At 39.3% G+C, this 20,140-nt stretch carries 16 protein-coding genes; 8 read left to right on the top strand and 8 right to left on the bottom strand.

Going from position 1 to position 20,140, the window contains the following annotated elements; genetic code table 11:
- Positions 1-107: 107 nt before the first annotated feature.
- The 6 genes from ahcY (at position 108) to H0S58_RS04095 (ending at position 9,966) form a co-directional block, all read left to right on the top strand.
- Positions 108-1,490 (top strand): adenosylhomocysteinase, encoded by a 1,383-nt coding sequence (gene ahcY, locus H0S58_RS04120; protein ID WP_195727228.1) that lies wholly within the window; start codon positions 108-110, stop codon positions 1,488-1,490.
- Positions 1,491-1,605: 115 nt separating this feature from the next.
- Complete coding sequence (metF, locus tag H0S58_RS04115) at positions 1,606-2,442, top strand: methylenetetrahydrofolate reductase [NAD(P)H] (RefSeq protein WP_092719942.1); 837 nt, start codon at positions 1,606-1,608, stop codon at positions 2,440-2,442.
- Between the two features lie 46 nt (positions 2,443-2,488).
- Complete coding sequence (locus H0S58_RS04110) at positions 2,489-3,205, top strand: 16S rRNA (uracil(1498)-N(3))-methyltransferase (protein WP_092719944.1); 717 nt, start codon at positions 2,489-2,491, stop codon at positions 3,203-3,205.
- Positions 3,206-3,365: 160 nt separating this feature from the next.
- Positions 3,366-6,227, top strand: coding sequence for an EAL domain-containing protein (locus H0S58_RS04105; protein WP_195727227.1), 2,862 nt, complete (start codon positions 3,366-3,368; stop codon positions 6,225-6,227).
- 146 nt (positions 6,228-6,373) lie between these two features.
- Complete coding sequence (locus H0S58_RS04100) at positions 6,374-8,644, top strand: NADP-dependent malic enzyme (protein ID WP_092719948.1); 2,271 nt, start codon at positions 6,374-6,376, stop codon at positions 8,642-8,644.
- Positions 8,645-8,730: 86 nt separating this feature from the next.
- Entirely contained in the window at positions 8,731-9,966 is a 1,236-nt protein-coding gene (locus H0S58_RS04095) for a multifunctional CCA addition/repair protein (protein ID WP_195727226.1), read from the top strand.
- An 89-nt stretch (positions 9,967-10,055) separates the two neighbouring features.
- Here the strand turns inward: H0S58_RS04095 and epmA are convergent, their stop codons facing one another.
- The 3 genes from epmA to H0S58_RS04080 form a co-directional block, all read right to left on the bottom strand.
- Positions 10,056-11,048 (bottom strand): EF-P lysine aminoacylase EpmA, encoded by a 993-nt coding sequence (gene epmA / locus H0S58_RS04090; protein WP_195727225.1) that lies wholly within the window; start codon positions 11,046-11,048, stop codon positions 10,056-10,058.
- Positions 11,045-12,112, bottom strand: a complete 1,068-nt coding sequence (locus tag H0S58_RS04085; protein ID WP_195727224.1) for a 4-phosphoerythronate dehydrogenase — start codon at positions 12,110-12,112, stop codon at positions 11,045-11,047. The genes epmA and H0S58_RS04085 overlap by 4 nt, the downstream gene beginning before the upstream one ends.
- A gap of 169 nt (positions 12,113-12,281) precedes the next feature.
- Positions 12,282-13,505: an acyl-CoA dehydrogenase gene (locus H0S58_RS04080; RefSeq protein ID WP_195727223.1), complete on the bottom strand. Its 1,224-nt coding sequence runs from the start codon at positions 13,503-13,505 to the stop codon at positions 12,282-12,284.
- Between the two features lie 249 nt (positions 13,506-13,754).
- Between H0S58_RS04080 and H0S58_RS04075 the strand changes: the two genes are divergently transcribed.
- Positions 13,755-14,699, top strand: coding sequence for a LysR substrate-binding domain-containing protein (locus H0S58_RS04075; RefSeq protein WP_195727222.1), 945 nt, complete (start codon positions 13,755-13,757; stop codon positions 14,697-14,699).
- A 146-nt stretch (positions 14,700-14,845) separates the two neighbouring features.
- Here H0S58_RS04075 and H0S58_RS04070 read toward each other — a convergent pair whose 3' ends face one another.
- Positions 14,846-15,670: an SDR family NAD(P)-dependent oxidoreductase gene (locus H0S58_RS04070; RefSeq protein WP_195727221.1), complete on the bottom strand. Its 825-nt coding sequence runs from the start codon at positions 15,668-15,670 to the stop codon at positions 14,846-14,848.
- A complete protein-coding gene (locus H0S58_RS04065; RefSeq protein WP_265088241.1) occupies positions 15,667-16,749 on the bottom strand; it encodes a hypothetical protein in 1,083 nt (360 codons plus the stop codon). Before H0S58_RS04065 ends, H0S58_RS04070 begins: the two co-directional genes overlap by 4 nt.
- Positions 16,750-16,842: 93 nt before the next feature.
- On the opposite strand from H0S58_RS04065, the gene H0S58_RS04060 reads away from it, so the two are divergent.
- Complete coding sequence (locus tag H0S58_RS04060; RefSeq protein ID WP_195727219.1) at positions 16,843-17,496, top strand: TetR/AcrR family transcriptional regulator; 654 nt, start codon at positions 16,843-16,845, stop codon at positions 17,494-17,496.
- A gap of 523 nt (positions 17,497-18,019) precedes the next feature.
- On the opposite strand, the gene H0S58_RS04055 is transcribed toward H0S58_RS04060, so the two are convergent.
- Genes H0S58_RS04055 through modA form a run of 3 tightly spaced genes read right to left on the bottom strand, consistent with a single transcriptional unit; the run spans position 18,020 to position 20,122 of the window.
- Positions 18,020-18,661, bottom strand: a complete 642-nt coding sequence (locus tag H0S58_RS04055) for an ATP-binding cassette domain-containing protein (protein WP_195727218.1) — start codon at positions 18,659-18,661, stop codon at positions 18,020-18,022.
- A gap of 1 nt (position 18,662) precedes the next feature.
- Positions 18,663-19,346, bottom strand: a complete 684-nt coding sequence (gene modB, locus H0S58_RS04050) for a molybdate ABC transporter permease subunit (RefSeq protein WP_195727217.1) — start codon at positions 19,344-19,346, stop codon at positions 18,663-18,665.
- Positions 19,347-19,360: 14 nt separating this feature from the next.
- Positions 19,361-20,122 (bottom strand): molybdate ABC transporter substrate-binding protein, encoded by a 762-nt coding sequence (gene modA / locus H0S58_RS04045; protein ID WP_195727557.1) that lies wholly within the window; start codon positions 20,120-20,122, stop codon positions 19,361-19,363.
- Positions 20,123-20,140 lie beyond the last annotated feature (18 nt).

The following is a 20,140-nucleotide window of genomic DNA, read 5'->3' as shown; positions in this document are numbered from 1 at the left end:
TCGCTAGGCTCGACCATTCGGTCAAAATTTCGGTGAAATACCCGTTTTGATCAACAACGGCATCCGCGAACATAACGATCCAATCTATTTTTTCCTAGGAGATCCTGATGAACGCGGTTACTGCTTCATTTACAGATTACAAAGTTGCTGATATTTCACTTGCTGATTATGGCCGTAAAGAAATCAAACTTGCTGAAGCAGAAATGCCAGCGTTGATGGGTTTACGTAAACGCTATTCAGCCGAAAAACCACTTGCTGGTGCAAAGATTCTTGGTTGTATTCATATGACCATTCAAACTGCGGTTCTAATTGAAACGCTCGTTGAATTGGGCGCAGAAGTTCGTTGGACATCTTGCAATATTTTCTCAACTCAAGACCATGCTGCTGCTGCTATTGCGGCTTCAGGTGTTCCAGTATTTGCTTGGAAAGGCGAAACTGAAGAAGAATACATGTGGTGCCTTGAACAACAAATCAATGTCAATGGCAAACCTTGGGATGCCAACATGATTTTAGACGATGGTGGTGACTTAACCGCTGTTGTACATGAAAAATATCCTGAATTGATTGTTAAAATTCACGGTATTACTGAAGAAACCACGACAGGTGTTCAACGTTTACTTGAAATGTGGAAAGACGGTTCTCTTAAAGTTCCTGCAATCAACGTAAACGATTCAGTGACTAAATCAAAGAATGACAATAAATACGGTTGCCGTCACTCATTAAATGATGCGATTAAACGCGGTACTGACATGCTCTTGTCTGGTCGTCGTGCGCTTGTGATTGGTTATGGTGATGTGGGTAAAGGTTCTGCGCAATCACTTCGTCAAGAAGGCATGATTGTTCGTGTTACTGAAATTGATCCAATCTGTGCAATGCAAGCATGTATGGATGGTTATGAAGTTGTATCTCCATATAAAAATGGCGTGCAAACAGGCAAAAAAGAAGACATCAACTTAGATCTTCTTCAAAACACTGATTTGATCGTAACCACAACAGGTAACTATCACGTATGTGATTCTGCCATCCTTGATACTTTAAAAGCGGGTGCAGTAGTCTGTAATATCGGTCACTTTGACACTGAAATTGATACCAACTATTTACGTGGTTACAAGTGGGTTGAAGTTAAACCTCAAGTACATCAAGTATATCGTACAGAAAATGAAAACGATTATTTAATCCTGTTATCTGAAGGTCGTTTGGTGAACCTAGGAAATGCAACAGGTCACCCATCACGTATTATGGATGGTTCTTTTGCCAACCAAGTATTGGGTCAAATGCACTTGTTCGCTGAAAAATTTGCTGATCTTGCTGAAGATCAAAAACAAGCGGCAATTCGCGTAGAACTCCTTCCTAAAAAATTAGATGAAGAAGTTGCGGCAGCAATGGTGATCGGTTTTGGTGGTGTTTTAACTCAACTCACTCAAGTTCAAGCAGACTACTTGCGTGTTCCCGTTGAAGGTCCATTCAAATCTGATGCTTATAAATACTAATTGACGACATCCTCTCTTTAAACCCTTTTTTAAAGCACTACATTAAAAAGAGTCCAAGAGAGGATTTTTCCTAGTCAAAGGTCATACAAAGAGTATTTATAAAAAGGATTTTAAAATGACGAAACGTGTTCCTTTCTCGTTTGAGTTTTTTCCAACAAAAACAGACATAGGTGCAGAAAAACTTCGTGTTGTTCATCAAGAATTACAATTGCTGAAGCCTGAGTTCTTTTCAGTGACTTATGGTGCGGGTGGTTCAACGCGTGAACGCACACTTGCTGCAATTAATGATTTTAATGGCAAAGGCACACCTGTTGCCCCTCACCTATCTTGTATTGGTGATGACAAAGCGCGTATTGCTGAATTATTGGATCTATATAAGTCGCAAGGCATTGACCGTATTGTTGCGTTGCGTGGTGATTTGCCATCAGGTCAAGTCGGATTAGGTGAACTGCCTTATGCACAAGATTTGGTTCGTTTCATCCGTGAACATTCTGGTGATCACTTTAAAATTGAAGTCGCCGCTTATCCTGAAATGCATCCACAAGCAGAAACTTTTGATAAGGACATCCAGCACTTTGTTGAAAAAGTGAAAGCGGGCGCTAATGCAGCAATCACACAATTTTTCTTCAATCCAGATGCTTATTTCTATTTTATAGACCGTTTAGCAAAGCAAGCAATTGATATTCCAGTTGCACCGGGTATTATGCCAATTACCAATGCTAGCAATTTAATTCGCTTTGCCGATGGTACAGGTGCAGAAATTCCACGTTGGATTCGTAAGCAACTGGCAACTTATGGTGATGATTCTGCAAGTATCAAAGCTTTTGGTCATGAAGTCGTGCTCAAACTTTCTGAACGTTTAATTGCAGGCGGTGCACCAAGTTTGCATTTCTATACCATGAATCATACTGAGCCTAATCGCCAACTGATACTTGATTTAGGTTTAGCCTGATTTAAATTGATCAAATCTTTTTCACCGATTTTAAGAGTAATACTAAATGCCTCGTTTTTTTATAGAAGCTGATTTGGCGGTGAATACCCAAATTGAATTAACCGAAACAGTTTTTCATCATTGGGTCAAAGTATTACGGGCAAAAGTCGGTGAGTCTGCCACTTTGTTCAATGGACAAGGCGGTGAATATGAAGTAACGCTGACAGAAGTTTTAAAAAAATCAGCCAGCGTTTCAATCAATAGTTTTAATCCTGATAATCGCACTCCCGCATTTACCACCTTACTCGGACAAGTGATGAGTAAAGGTGATCGCATGGATTATGCCATTCAAAAATCGGTAGAGTTGGGTGTGTCTAACATTCAATTGCTCACGTCTGAACGTTGTGAGATGCGTCTTAAATATGACCGCGATCAAAAAAAATTAGATCACTGGCAAGGAGTCGCGATTGCAGCCTGTGAACAATGCGGAATGAACCAAGTTCCACAAGTATTAGCCCCTATTGCTTTACAAGATTGGCTAGACAGCGCATTACCCAGTACTAAATTAGTTTTAGCACCCAACAAAGAACAAGTTGACGTTTTAAGTCATATCACAGCAGATATTGCCCTACTTATTGGTCCTGAAGGTGGTTTAAGCGAAGCTGAAATTGAAGCCTCAAATCAAGTTGGTTTTGTGAATTGGTGTATTGGTGAACGCGTGCTGCGTACAGAAACTGCACCTATCGTTGCACTTTCTATTCTCAATTATAAAATAACTGTCTAGTTCAGTTTATTTTCAATAAATCGATCTTAATTGGATTGATTTTTTTTGATAACAGAATTAGTCTTGATTCAAATATATAAATGTAGGTTAAAAGCTAATTTAGTTTGATTAAACTTGAAATTTTAATGAATGGAAAAATAAAAATAAGGTTTCTGCTTTTATGTCAAATATTCAGGATGAATATCTTCAAAAGCATGTGAGTGCTGCTCAAATTACCAATACGATTCGGCTTAGTCGCTTATTCCTCATCAGTATCATGATTGTATCTGTCTATATATATGGTATTTATCAATTTTATTTCACGAAAGATTCTTCTTATTTTGACCTCTGGTTTATTGTTACTGAAATATTGTGCTGCCTAGCTTTACTGATTACAACCCTGTATTTCAAGCCTCATACTTTGTCTTTAAAATGTTCAAATCGCTGGTTGCAATTTCAACTTTTCGTAATAGGCAACTGTATTGCTACGGGTATTGCATTACTTTATTATTATTTACCTGAATATAATCAAAGTTTTAGCCATGTGCATGGACTCATTTTATCTGCACTCTTAATGATCGTCAGCCAAGCATTTGCGCTAACTTTTCTCACCCAACGACTCAATTATTTTTGCTGGGCTTTTATTCCCACTATTTTACCTTATTTTGTTTCACAGTTTATGCCAGGTGAAAGTTATAGCTATTTATTTTACTTGAGCATCAATTTTATTTTAATTGTGACTTTACTCTGCGGCAATATCAGTACCCGCATTCATCAGCGTATTTCGCTGTTGTATACTAAAAATAATCGCTTGGTGCGTAATGCAGAACAGCAAGTTCTCTGGTCAGATGAATTATGTAAACAACTCCAAACTGAAATTAATAAGTCAAAAGATATTGAACAACAATTAAAACTGAATAATCAATTGCTTGAGCAAAAAGTCAAAGAACGTACTTTTGATATTGCCCAAATGAACAATCATTTAGAAAACCAACAGCACAATTTAATGTTGGCCCATCAAACCGCAGGTTTAAGACCTTGGGATTGGAATATTACAGATCGAGAAATTTTGGTCACTGATTATAAGTATCAAAAGGTATTAAAACCCTCGAAACAGCACCATTACCAATTACAAAATATCATTCACCCCGATGATCTTAGTACCTTTAAATCTTTATTAAAGCAGCATTTACGTGGTCAAACTGATCTTTATGAAGCAAGTTACCGTGTAAAAAATAGTCAAGGAACTTGGAAATGGGTGCATGATAGCGGAAGAGTAATTTCGCGCCATCCCGTCAATCAAAAACCTTTACGTATGGTGGGCATCCGCCGCGATATTCATCAAGAACGGCTTGATCAAGAACGAGTTAAACTTGCAGCGAGTGTATTTAAGAAAGCCGCAGAAGGTATTTTTATTCTGGATGAGCATCTTTGCTTTCTTCAAGTGAATCCATTTTATGAACAAATCACTGGATTTTCACACCATGACCTTCTAGGCAAATATCTTTTTGATATTAGCAAAAACTGTGAGTCTCATCTCAATAGCACTCAAGACTTGCTACTACATCAGTTGCAACAGAAAGGTGAATTTGATGGTGAAATGAATGAAAAATTTCTGTCCGGAAAAGAATTAACCCTATGGGTGCATATTAATGCTGTGACCAATGAGAAAAATCAGGTCACGCATTATATTGGTATCGTTTCAGATTTAACTGAACGAAAACGACAAGAACAACGTTTATCTTATTTAGAAAATTATGACTTGCTTACCGATTTACCCAATCGTTTTTATTATAGTGAACAACTTCATCAATATTTAGTCAACCCACAAGAATCAATTCAACAATTGGCCATTATTCACATCAATATTGACCGTTTTAGACCTCTAAATGAATTTTTAAGTAACAGTGGTGGCAATGAGTTATTACGTCAGGTTGCACAAAGATTAAGACAAACCAATATTGAGGCTTTAACGCTGGCTTATTTAAATGGTGACAACTTTGCTTTAGTCTATGAATATCTGCCCACTCAAACCTCCATACAGCAGTACTGTACTCAAATCAGCGAAGCATTTTGTTCGCCTTTTAATATTTTTGGCCAAGATCATATTATTACTCTCTCGATGGGCGTCGCTTTTTATCCAGAGCATGGTCGTCAACTTGATTATCTTAACAATTGTGCTGAACAAGCTTTAACTGAAGCCAAAAGCTTGGGGGGTAATACAGTATGTTATTATTCCAACCACAATAAGTCTTTGCCAACACACGATACCTATCTCGAACGAGATTTAAGACTCGCTATTCATAACAATGAGCTGATCGTTTACTATCAACCCAAAATGAATTTTATTGACCAAAACATTTATGGATTTGAAGCGCTGGTGCGCTGGAATCATCCAACAAAAGGCATTATTCCACCTAACTTATTTATTCCTTTGGCTGAGCAAACCAGTTTAATTTCGGATATTGGTAAAATTGTCATCCAACAAACGGCTCAACAAATTAGACAATGGAACGATGCCGGTTTTCCATATATTTGCGTTTCAGTCAATGTGGTTGCCCAACAATTACAACGCGGTCAACTGCTTGAAGATCTAGATAATGCCATTGAAAAATACAAAATTTCAGGTTCAAGTTTAGAGCTTGAAATCACTGAGTCTTCCTTGCTCGAAAATTCAACCAAAGTTAAAACGCTGCTGGGTGAAATCAAGAAACGGGGTATCAACATTTCATTAGATGATTTTGGAACAGGCTACTCATCTCTTTCCTATCTGGCCGATTTTCCTATTGATATATTAAAAATTGATCGTAGTTTTATTTCAAAAATAGGTGAAAATAAACAAGAGGCTATCGTCAGTGCCATGATTGCAATGGGTAAAGCGATGGGCTTAGTCGTGGTTGCAGAAGGGATAGAAACCACACAACAAATGGAATATTTACATGGACTTAAATGTGATATTGCACAAGGTTATTTATTTTCAAAACCCTTACCTGAAAATGAAGCGACTCTTTTTCTTGAACGTCATCGGCTGATTCCTTCTTAAACTGGATCCTTCTGACAAAATAAAACTTTGCATGAAAAAGGTATATTCGCAACTGTGCTAAGATCACAACAAATGTTATATTCGACTCAATCAAGTAAAAAACCACCAGCTCGGGCTGGGCAACTCAAGCAACAATAGAGATTCAGATGGACGATCAATCATTAAAACAGCAAGCTTTGTACTACCACGAATATCCAACACCAGGAAAAATCAGTGTTACACCAAGTAAACAGCTGGTCAATCAACATGACCTTGCACTTGCTTACTCTCCAGGTGTTGCAGCACCATGTTTAGAGATTGAACGTGACCCATCAACAGCAGCACTCTATACCGCACGCGGTAACTTAGTGGCTGTTATTACAAATGGTACAGCAGTATTAGGTCTCGGAAATATTGGTCCTTTAGCGTCTAAACCTGTCATGGAAGGTAAAGGCGTACTGTTTAAGAAATTTGCGGGTGTTGACGTTTTTGACCTTGAAATTGCAGAAAATGATCCTGATAAAATTGTGGATATTATTGCAGCATTAGAGCCAACGTTTGGCGGAATTAACCTTGAAGATATCAAGGCGCCAGAATGTTTCTATATCGAGAAAAAACTTCGTGAACGCATGAATATTCCTGTGTTTCATGATGATCAACATGGTACATCTATTATCGTTGGATCAGCCTTACTCAATGCTTTACAGTTGACAGGCAAAAAAATTGAAGAAATCAAAATTGTTGCCTCAGGTGCGGGTGCAGCTGCATTATCATGTTTAGATTTGCTTTGTGCTTTAGGTGCGAGCAAGGAAAATATTATTGTTGCCGATTCGCGCGGTCTGCTCACGACCAAACGTGACAATCTGGATGAATCAAAAAAACGTTATGTGCAAGATATTGAAGGCACTCAACTGGCAGATGTTATTGCCGGTGCAGATATGTTCTTGGGGCTTTCAGCGGCAGGTATTTTAACCAAAGAAATGGTTAAAGTGATGGCAGAAAATCCAATTATTTTCGCTTTGGCAAATCCAGATCCTGAAATTTTACCTGAACATGCACATGAAGTACGTCCTGATGTCATCATGGCAACAGGTCGTTCAGACTATCCAAATCAAGTGAATAATGCCCTTTGTTTCCCGTATATTTTCCGTGGCGCACTTGATGTGGGTGCAACCACCATCAATGAAGAAATGAAAATTGCGTGTGTTCATGCGATTGCACGTATGGCTCATGTTGAAGCCGATGCTGCAACTTATGGGGAAAAATCTGCATCATTTGGTCGTGACTATCTCATTCCACGCCCATTGGATCAACGTTTAATTCTTGAAATTGCACCCGCAGTTGCACAAGCAGCAATGGATTCTGGTGTAGCCACCCGTCCAATTGAAGATTTTTCTGCTTATCGTCAAAAACTATCTGAGTTTGTCTATAATTCAGCCTTTATGATGAAGCCTATTTTTGCTCAGGCTAAAACTGATCCAAAACGCATTGCGTATGCCGAAGGTGAAGATTTACGCGTTCTGCGTGCCGTACAAATTGCAGTCGATGAAGGTTTAGCCTTCCCTATTCTTGTGGGTCGTACTTCAGTCATTGAAGCAAACATCAAAAAATTGGGTTTACGTCTAGAACACGGTGTCAATATTGAAATCGTGGACCAAGAAAACAACCCACATTATGAAAAGTTTGCTGATGACTACTATCAAACCATGCAGCGTAAAGGCGTTACCCCTGAATATGCGCAACGTGAATCACGTCGCCGCTCTACCCTAATTGCGTCAATGCTGGTCAAACATGGTCATGCAGACGGAATGTTGTGTGGTACATATTCAAGCTATGACATTCATTTAGATTTTGTTAAGAACGTGATTGGCCTTAAAGAAGGTCGCAGCACATGCTTCACTCTAAATGCATTAATGCTTCAAGATCGTAATCTGTTTATTGCAGATACCTATGTAAATACCAATCCAACTGCCGAACAGTTGGCTGAAATGACGATTTTGGCTGCTGAAGAAGTTCGTCGTTTTGGTATTACACCACGCGTTGCACTACTTTCTCATTCAAGTTTTGGTAGTGATCAGCAAGATGCCAGCGCGCAAAAAATGCGTAAAGTTTTTGAAATTTTGTCTGAAATTGCACCTGACCTTGAAGTTGAAGGCGAGATGCATGGTGATGCAGCACTGGATGAAAATATTCGTCAATTTGCATTCCCAAATTCGCGCTTTAAAGGCACAGCCAATTTGTTGATTATGCCAAATTTGGATGCGGCTAATATTTCATTCAACCTATTGAAATCAACTTCAGGTAATAATGTGACTATTGGTCCAATTTTACTTGGGGTAGCAAAACCTGTTCATATTTTAACGCCAACCACAACCACACGTCGTTTGGTTAATATGACTGCATTAACTGTCGCTGAAATTCAACAAACTGAAGCTTAATCAAGTTCTTTAGCAAAAGCTAAAGTTCTTTACTTGAGAAAACCTCTATTCTGTAGCATGATTGCTTGAAGAATAGAGGTTTTTTCATGCGAGTTTATTTAGTAGGCGGTGCGGTACGTGATCACTTACTCGGTCACCCCTATCACGAAAAAGATTATGTCGTTGTTGGTGCACGCCCTGAACAACTTTTAGCGCAGGGCTATCAACCTGTAGGTAAAGATTTTCCTGTTTTTTTACATCCTCAAACAAAAGAAGAATATGCCTTAGCCCGAACTGAACGTAAATCTGGGCAGGGTTATCACGGCTTTAAATTTTATACCGATGTCAATGTTACTCTCGAAGAAGATTTAATTCGTCGTGATCTCACCATTAATGCCATGGCCATGGATGAAGATGGCAAAATTTATGATCCTTATCATGGTCAGCGAGATTTGAAAGATCGAATCTTGCGTCATGTCTCCCCTGCTTTTGTAGAAGACCCACTCCGTGTTTTACGTATTGCACGTTTTGCCGCACGTTATAAAGCATACGGCTTCACTGTGGCCGCAGAGACTTTGGCAATGATGCAACAATTGGCTGAATCAGGTGAGTTACAGGCTTTAACGCCTGAACGAGTATGGAAAGAAACTTCACGCGCTTTAATGGAACAGCATGCTGATGAATATTTTGAAGTGCTGCGTAACTGTGGTGCACTAAAAGTTTTATTTCCAGAAATTGATGCACTTTATGGCGTTCCACAACGACCTGAATATCATCCAGAAATTGATTGTGGTATTCATACCATGATGTCACTTCAACAAGCTTGTAAGGCCAATTATTCACTTGATGTTCGTTTTGCAGTCTTGGTTCATGATTTGGGTAAAGCATTAACACCCGTTGATGAGTTACCCCGCCACATCATGCATGAAGAACGCGGAATAAAACCGGTCACTGAAGTGTGCGAGCGACTTAAAGTTCCCACCAACACCAAGCAGCTTGCGCTGGCGGTATGCAAAGAACATTTAAAATGCCATCAAGCATTAACGCTCAAATCAGGTACTTTATGGCGTTTATTACAACGGCTTGATGTGTTACGTCGTCCAGAACGTGTCGAAGCTTATGTACAAGCCTGTGAATGTGATTCCCGCGGTCGTCTCGGTCTAGAAAATCGTGAATATCCACAAGCACAATATGTACTCGATGCTATGCAGGTGGTGCGTGGGATTCGAGCACAGGACTTGCCTGCAGACATTCGTGGTCCTGATATTGGTGAAATGCTGATTCAGCGTCGTATTCAAGCAATTGAAGCGTTAAAACATCGACAAGTGGTCGCGAATGTATAGGGTACAAAAAGCTTCTCTATGGGGAAGCTTTTTATCATTTCATTGCCCATCTTCACTTTAGGCCAAAAAGAGAAGAAATCCAAAGCAGCCTAAGATACACTTGCTGGAAAAGTAATGACTTTTTCAAGCTTCATCTGTTGCATTGCAATCATCAATAAACGATCAATCCCCAAAGCAATGCCTGAACATTCTGGCATGTCTGCTAAAGCTGCCAGTAAATATTCATCTAAAGGCATGACAGCTAAATCTAATTTTTTTCGCTCAAGATTATCCGCTTCAAAGCGTGAACGTAAAACGGTGCTGTCAATCAACTCATCATAGGCATTGGCTAATTCCAAACCTTCAATATAGAGTTCAAAACGAGCAGCGACTTGTTCACCATCTTCATCCAGTTTGACTTTGGCAAGAGATGCCATTTCAGGAGGGAAATCCGTTAAAAAGACCGCTGTATCAAAACCTAAACTCGGTTCAACCATGTGCGAAAATAGCAAATCGATATAACCCAAACGATCATCACCCAAATCCAAATTTAAACCTACACGCTGACAGCAATCTTTCAATTCTGTTAAACTGGCTTGTAAAGGATTTAAATCCAAACGATCCATAAATGCATGTTTATAACTCAAAATAGTCGGGCGCACCTCACCAAAACGCTGTGCCAAAGTCAGATTGAGTAAATCTGTGACTTCAAACATCAGTTCTTTTAAGCTTAAATTTGGACGGTACCATTCCAACATGGTGAATTCACTGTTGTGTTTACGCCCATGTTCATCATCGCGGAAGACTTTACAAATTTGATAAATAGCACCACTGCCACTGGCCAATAAACGTTTCATGGCAAATTCAGGTGAAGTTTGTAAATAATGGATTTGCTTGTGTCCACCAATATGGCGCAACGCCTGAACAGACGCTAAATGCACATCCGTCACACCAGCTTGAGATAAGAGAGGGGTTTCAACTTCAAGCACATCACGCTCAGTAAAAAACTGCCGAATTTGTCCATACATTTTGGCACGGGCTTTTAAGGCTTGAAGATCACAAGTGGGCTGATAATTGATACTTTTCTTATTTTCCGTACTCATGCTTTTGGACCTCCATGTGCAGCCCATTCACGGCGCAATGGATAATTTTTACGTAAATGATCAAAAGCATTTTGGTCTATTTTACCGTCTTTTAAACAAGCTCGTAGATTGGTATCATCCCGCGAAATATCATACATCTCAGTCAAATGCTGTTTCAACGCTTGTTTTAAATGATGATTTTCAAAATACTGTACACATACAGGCAACTGCGTTTCAAACTGCTTATCCGCAATAAAATGAAAGTTTTTGCAAAATGCTTCATAAACCATTTGTGTGCCGCGAGCTTTTCCTTCCAAGCTATAACCTGCAATATGCGGCGTTACCACATCAATGACGTTGAGTAATTGTTCTGAAATTTCGGGTTCATGCTCAAATACGTCTAATACGACTTGGCGATTGGTGCTTTGAAGATCAGCAATCAAAGCCGACTCTTCAACCACTGGGCCACGTGCTGAATTAATAAGAATAGCTTTAGATTTCATTTGAGCCAAAGTAGCTGCATTGATTAAATGAAAAGTTGGATAATCGCCTGTGAGTGTCAAAGGAACATGAATAGAAATAGCATCTGCAGTTTTTAATAATTCGGTTAACTCAACCTGTTGAACCTGCTCAACTTTGACATAGGGATCATAAGCAAGTACGTTCCAACCTAGCAATTTTGCCATATAAGCTAAACGCGAACCGACATTTCCCAAGCCAATAATGCCTAAAGTGAATTGTTCATTTTTTTCAATTAAATCGGGCTGTAAATATAACAATGCCGTAATGACATATTCCGCGACTGCTTGAGCATTACAGCCTGCAGCATTTGACCAAACGATATCATTTTTTTCTAAAGCTGAAATATCTAAATGATCGGTACCAATCGTGGCACTACCAACAAATTTAACTGCGGTATTTTCTATCAGCTGCGAATTTACTTTGGTCACAGAACGCACCAACAAAGCATCTGCATCCTGTACATCTGCACGGGTTAGTGTACGCCCTGCAGCGTGTTGAATTTCCCCAAAGCCTGCAAAGAAATATTCGGTAAAAGCCAGATTCTCATCTGCCACGATTTTCATAGCGCATTCCAATGACATGAAGATTGCTATCATAACGTGAAGTCGTGAACCTGACTATGCTGGTTCATACTATTGTAAATGCATAAAACAAAAACAATCTATCTTAAATAAGTCTTATATTTTTAAGATAGATCACTTGTTCAATCTCAGCACTCAATCCTTTATTTTCTTAATTACAAAAAGCAGCAATGCCTGTTTGCGCACGACCTAAAATCAAAGCATGCACATCATGCGTCCCTTCATAGGTATTCACCACTTCTAAATTCACCAAATGTCGTGCTACCCCAAACTCATCACTAATGCCATTGCCGCCCAACATGTCTCGTGCCAGTCGTGCAATGTCCAAGGCTTTACCACAGTTATTGCGTTTAATCAGTGACGTACCTTCAACCGATGCAATCCCTTCATCTTTCATACGACCAAATCGTAAAGCCACTTGAAGGCCTAATGCAATTTCAGTTTGCATATCAGCCAGTTTCTTTTGGATTAGTTGATTGGCTGCCAACGGACGACCGAATTGTTTGCGGTCCATGGTGTATTGATGTGCCATGTGCCAACAAAATTCTGCTGCTCCCATCACCCCCCAAGCAATACCATAACGGGCACTGTTTAAACAGGTGAATGGACCACGTAAGCCACGTATCTCTGGAAAGGCATTTTCTTCAGGGACAAAAACATTGTCCATCACGATTTCACCTGTGATGGAAGCACGTAAGCCAACTTTACCGTGAATGGTCGGTGCGGATAGCCCTTCCCAGCCTTTTTCCAAGATGAAACCGCGAATCTCACCTACGTTGCCTGTCGCAGATACTTCTTTGGCCCACACCACAAACACATCTGCAATCGGACTATTGGTAATCCACATTTTTGCACCAGATAGACGGTAGCCGCCTTCTACTTTTTTAGCACGGGTGATCATGCTGCCTGGGTCTGAACCATGATCGGGTTCCGTTAGGCCGAAACAACCAATGTATTCGCCTGTGGCAAGCTTTGGTAAATATTTTTGTTTTTGTTGTTCAGACCCGAATTCATTGATCGGCACCATCACCAATGAGCTTTGTACACTGGCCATAGAGCGGTAACCTGAGTCGACGCGTTCAATTTCACGGGCCACTAGACCATAGCTGACATAATTTAAGCCTGAACCCCCGTATGTTTCTGGAATGGTCGGACCCAAAAGACCCAATTCACCCATTTCACGGAAGATCTTGGGATCGGTTTGTTCATTACGGAATTGTTCTAAAACACGTGGCATGAGTTTGTCTTGGCAATAGGCGTATGCCGTATCGCGAATCATGCGTTCATCTTCGGTTAATTGTTGTTCAATTAAAAATGGGTCTTGCCAGTTGAATTGAACTTTTTCATTTTTAGCGGTATTGATCATCTGATTCATCGCGTCCTCTGCACTGTATCATGTTCTATTTATCTGGCTTCATCCTAGAGTGGAACAGCTATGGTTTCAAACGATAATTTTGCATGCAGATATTTGATTTATGCATATCTTAATGTAAAGAAATAGATAACAATTAGTTGAGTTAATGCAGTACTCACTCATCATGCAACGTTTACATCACAACTTCATCAGTTTTGATTTTCATATGCTATTTTTAAATATCTTGTGCGGATAAAAAGGATCTAAGGCATGCGTCGAAACATCCCCTCAATGCAAAGTTTATTATGTTTTGAATCTGCGGCTAAGCATTCAAGTTATACGCATGCATCACAAGAACTCTGTATCACACAAAGTGCGGTATCTAGACAAATTCAACAACTTGAAGATTCTCTTCAACTTGAATTATTTACCCGTACTCGACATGGCGTAGAACTGACCGTTGCAGGACAACAATATTATAATTTGATCAAGCCACATTTATTGGGATTAGAACAAAGTACTTTAGACTTGATGTCACACAAAGGTTTAGGTGGAACACTCAAATTAGGCGTAGTGCCCACTTTTGCGACGTGTTGGCTCCTACCTAAACTACACCGCTTTAATGAGATTTATCCTGAAATCACCATTCATTTGGAAACCAGTACTAAACCTTTTTTATTTAATGAAAAAATCTTTGATGCGGCAATTTATGCAGGTACACCTCAACAAATTCAGCATTGGCCTGGAGCTGAAACCCATTATTTGATGAAAGAAGATTTGATTGCAGTATGCTCGCCTCAGCTGATTTTAAAAAACTTTCCCGAAGCAGTGAGGATCAGTGAATTTAGCTATGATTTGAGTCCTGAACAACTGATACAACTGCCACTTTTACAGCAAACCACACGTCCGAGCATTTGGCATGAATGGTTTAAAACCCATGAAATGATTCATCCAAAAGTATCTGCTGGGCATCGACATGAATTATTCTCTATGCTTGCTGTGGCAGCAAAACAAGGCATGGGTATGACCTTGATTCCGCAAATTTTGATTGAGTCTGAACTGCAAAATAAAGAACTGGTCATCGCATCGAGTAAAAAACTACTGGGTAGTCGTTGTTATTATTTGGTTCATTCGCGTCAAGAATCATCCCTACTGATCCAAAAATTTATTGACTGGATTCAGCAGGAATTAAGCATTTCAACACATCAGCAGTAAACTGAAAACGCACTCCAACGCCTCTAAAAAAATACAGAAATTTAGATGACTCAACATTTTTCGATATCAGCCATTGTCATTTTATGCTTCAATTTCAGCCACCAGTCTGACTCGTTGACAGATATTCACTGAATCTAAATATACATTTATTTTTTGGTACTCTCGCTCCCTTGTCGGATTTTCTGTTGACGTTTCATCCCAATTTCACGCATTCGTTTGACCTGATGGGCAGTAATACTTGGAAATGCATTGGCCGCTTTAGCAATCACACCACGCCAAGCAGGTAGAACTATTTCTAAGGGTTTATCATGTAAAGCAGGCCCGAGTATTGCCTCTACCACTTCCTCAGTGGTTAAGGCACGCGTACCCGAAAAAGTGAGTGCTGCTTGTGCTTTATCTTTTTGCTGATCCAACATCGGCGTTTGTACTGCATCAGGACAGATCGTAGTCACTGCAATTCCTCGTTCTGCCAATTCCATACCCGCAGCTAAAGAATAACCACGTACTGCAAACTTACTGGCACTGTATAAGGCAAGCCCCGGCACAGGTGATAAAGCGGCAAGCGATGCCATATTGATAATGTGACCTTTATTTTTTGAAAGCATGTGTGGCAAAACAGCTTGCGTACCCAGAATCGTTCCTTTCACATTAATATCGAAATGCAAATTGACATCGTTCTCTGTTGCATCAGCAACCCAATTTTCACGTAGTACTCCCGCCACGTTACATAACACATCAATACTTTGCCATTGTTGTAAAACTTTTTGGATCACTGCTTCCCAGTTTTGAACATGTCGTACATCAAGTTGCTGAACCATTAACTGATCCGTGTTCAAGTTTTGAGTTAATTTTTCCAGTTCTGCTAAGTGAATGTCGCAGGCACATACTTTCGTACCCTGTTTTAACAATTGCTGAGTAAGCGCAAGACCAATACCTGAAGCTGCTCCTGTCACAATAAAAACTTGACTCATTTCCTCACTCCTTGAGCTGTTAAGCGATTTGGCAAAGTGATTTGTCCAAATTCCAGTTCTCCCATACGTACAGTCGGTTTAGTCGCAGGAAATAACCAATAACCGTCTGACTCCGAAGATAATGCCATATTAAAAAAGCGTTCATCTTTCGGCCAAGGTCCAGCCACCGATTTTTCCTGAATCATCGATAAGTATTGTTCATTGCCACATTCTAAAGTATTGCCATTAATAATAATTTCAGACTGTGTTCGTTTAGCATAATTGGCAATGCCCGCTATTTTCGAATGGAGCGGTGCATAAGAATCCATACTGACGCCATTTTCTGAAGTGACCAATAAACCTTGATCGGTATGCGCCACAATAGAATGATTGCCTTCGGTATGCCCTTTGGTCCGCATTAATGCGACCGAACCATCGCCTAAAAATACACTGTCGTCTAAAAGTTCGATCCGACTTGCATCAATACCCAAGGTTCCATCTGGACAATACCATTGATTTTGCCAAGGCAACAAAGACAAAGTGCTTTCCCATTCTTCACGCATGACCAATAATTTAGCATTTGGGAACAGCGCAGCTTGTCCTTTACCGCCTAGCCAACGAGTCACATTTTGAGTATGCAAATGATCATAAGTTATGTAGTCAATATCTTCAGGACGTAAACCCAATTGTTGTAGCGCGCCTAAAACGGTATTGGTACCCTTCACGATTAACTTTTCCATTTGATTGGAAAATGGCCCTGCGCTCTGGTCAAGTTGCGCGAAGAATGGTGTTTCACGTTGATATTCCCAATCCGAAGGGCTCACCAACAAAGTCTTAAGCCCTTCTTCACTATCAAATTGAATCACGAATAATTTATTACATAAATGAATAAAAGGCGTAGGCAAAGTAAAGGCATTGAGATAACCGTATTTTGCAGGATAAGGTACACGAATTAATTCGATTGACTTATAAAAACGCACTTTTGGCTTTGCCAGCATGGTTTTTTGAAAGTCTTTGCTGGCTTCACGTATATGGTCAATGCGGTCTAAAGGACGAATCGCATCACGTGTGCCCTTAAAATGATAAAATGGGGTCATCATACTCACTGCCGTATCCTTGTCAGTTGATTAATCGGTCTGGATAAATTATTTTTTTACAGACTAAAAATAGCAAAGTATATTAGGAAAGATTTCTTGTCAAATTTAAATGATAGACAGCAACCTGCCCCAGCTAAACGTATTTATGCGAAAAAAAGTGCCACAGATCGTGCACAGGAACGGCATGAGCGTTTATTAGAAGCAGGCTTGCAACTGTTTGCTACACAAGGTTATGCACAAACCACGATTGAAGCGTTATGCAGTGAAGCCAAAGTCACCACTCGACATTTTTACCAATCTTTTCAGGGACGTGAAGCTTTACTACTCGCTGTTTATAACCAAATGGTTGGAGAGTTACAAATAGGGCTACTGAGTGCCATTCAAGCTGAACATCAAAACATACAGGAAAAAATACAACAAGTCATTCAAGCTTTGGTGACTCACTATTTAACGGATACACGACGTGCTCAGATCGGTGTATTAGAAGTGGTTGGAGCGAGTGCCACTGTCGAGCAACGTCGTCGTGAAGTGATTCATAGTATCGTCAATTATGTTCAGGTATTTTTAAATACCGTCATGCAAGAAAAAAAAATCCCTGAACGAAATTATTACTGGTTGGCTGTAGCCATGGTGGGTGGTATTAATGAAATGATGGCTGAATGGCTCATGAATCGTAGTATAAGCCTTGAAGAATTAGTACAAGAAATGATCAATTCAGTAAACTTTATGGCTGGAAATCAGGGAAATTAATTTTATTTTTCAAGGTAATTCTCGCTAAAGATTTACAGCAGTTCAATTTTACTCAAGCTGCTTAAATGCTAATTATTTTTAAAAACAGTGGATTCACCTGAGCTGGGATCAATACAATACTTTATTGTTAGGATGCGCATAGCATGAACTAGCGATAAAAATAAAAATGCTTTTAATTTAATGATGATCAAGCAATCTAGTTCTCATTTGAGTCCTGATGCTTATTTAAATTTAGCATTTTAGAATAGATTGCTTACGGCCTAAATTCAGTAAAATATGTTTAAAAAACATCTAACTTTCATTCAAAATTAGGAATATACCCTATGTATATTTTAAGATGAAATGTGCAACCAATTAATCGATAGCTGATATTGGCTCTACAAATTCTGATGAAATTCTAACTTTTAAAATACTTCATTTCTTATCACAGACAATTTTTTATTGATTGGCAGCTCAAACTGAATTGAACAACTGATTATTTTTAAATCTCTCAGCTCCAGACCGTTTCAATTTTTTAGTATTTTCAAGCTTCTATTAATTTTCCTTGGTTCAATTGTAAAATAGGAGCGTCTAGAAATACCAACTCTTGCTCGTGATGAGTAACATAAATCATGGGCAAATTCAGTTCATCTTGTATTCGTTTAAAAAAAGGTAAAATGTGTTGTTTGAGCTGATGGTCTAAACCCGTTAAAGGCTCATCAAGAAGCAATAGATTGGGTGAAGATAATAAAGCACGTCCAATCGATACTCGCTGCGCTTCTCCACCTGAAAGTTGATGTGCTTTTCGCTGAAGGAGTCCTTTTAATTCTAATAATTTCACCATTTCTTCAAACTGAAATTTTCGCTCAGATTTAGGGACCAGTTTTACTGCATAATTTAGGTTTTGTTGCACATTCATATGCGGAAATAACAAGGCATTCTGAAAAATTAATGCAATTTTTCTTTGATGCATGGGCACAATAAGTTTCTGCTCAGTATCCACCAAAATCTGCTGTTGAAATTGAATACACCCTTGGGTGGGTGTTAATAAACCTACAATATTTTTTAAAAACGTACTTTTACCACTTCCTGATGCTCCAACAACCCCTAAAAGTTGCGATTGCATATCCAGTTTGATCTTCAGGATAAAATCGGCATGTTGATAGTTAAAATCGCATTGCAACATTTCAACCTCCTAATTTACGCTGATATTTTTGTAAAATAAAATAATTGGCGATCAAGGCTGAAAATGCTAAAACCAAAGACAGTACGACTAAGCGCATGGCCATAGTTTCTCCATTAGGTTGTTGCATAAATGAATAAATAGCAATTGGAATAGTACGCGTTTCATTTGGAATGTTGCCAACAAAAGTAATGGTTGCACCAAACTCACCCAAGCTTCGGCTAAAACATAAAATACTCCCAATCACAATTCCAGGAATTGCCAAAGGTAAATTAATCGTTAAAAATACTTTCCCTGGTGCAGCGCCCAGTGAACCTGCAATATGCTCCAGCTGTTGATTCATTAATTGAAAAGATAAGCGAATAGGTTGTACCATCAACGGAAAAGCCACAATCATGGAAGCCAGAACAGCACCTTTCCAATTAAAGGCCAATTGAATTCCAAATGTATTTAAAATTTTCCCAATAAATCCCTGATTGCCAAACAAGACCAAAAGCATGTAACCCAGTACAACAGGCGGCAATACCATCGGTAATTGTAATAAAGCTTCAACCATAAATTTAAGGCGAAATTCATGTCTCGCTAACACCCAAGCCAGCGCGATTGAAAATGGTAAGCAAAACAATGTGGCAAAGCCTGCAACTTTAGCAGACAAATATAAGGCACTCAGCTCATCGGGACTGAACATATTCGATTTATCCCTCAGCCAGCTTTTAAGGATTTAACACTGAAACCATATTTTTGGAAAATCGCTTTGGCTTGCTTACTGCTTTTTATAAATTTTTCAAACTGTACGGCTTCTTTATTTTTTTGTCCTTGTTTGGTCAAGGCCAAAGGATACACTATTGGACTATGTGAGTTTGCGGGGAAAATGCCAATAATTTTGACCTTGCGACTGATTAAAGCATCGGTTTTATAAACGATACCGACTTGACACTCTCCTCTCTCTACAAAAGCCAAAGCTGAGCGCACATCATCCGTGCCCACAATTCGCCCTTTTAAAGACTCGAACCAATTCAATTTAATCAGGCTTTGCTTGGCATATTTTCCGACAGGGACGGATTCCATTTGCCCTGTACACAAATGCCCTTTGAAGGATTGTGCAAAATTAAATGCAGGTGAGGCCTTAAATGCAATATTCAAATTTTGAGGACTAATCGCAACCAATTGATTAAACAGCAACGGCTTTACAGCATTTGAGTGGATCACCTTCTTTTGAACCAGATAATTGACCCAATCCTGATCTGCCGAAAAAAACAAATCACTACTGGCACCCGCTTCCACTTGTTTTGCTAAAGCAGATGATGCACCAAATACAGGCAAAATATTTGTGGTTGGATAGTGTGTTTCGTAAATATGAACAATATCCGTCATCGCATTGGTCAGGCTTGCCGCAGCATACACTTTCACTGTACCTGCTTGTGCAGTGGACAATAACCCCGATAAAACCAATAAACATCCCATTTTTTTGATCAAGCTCTT

The sequence above is a fragment of the Acinetobacter sp. TTH0-4 genome, assembly GCF_015602665.1.
Lineage (GTDB): Bacteria > Pseudomonadota > Gammaproteobacteria > Pseudomonadales > Moraxellaceae > Acinetobacter > Acinetobacter albensis.
The sequence above is the reverse complement of the archived record's forward strand: the minus strand, read 5'-3'. Positions and strand labels throughout refer to the sequence as shown.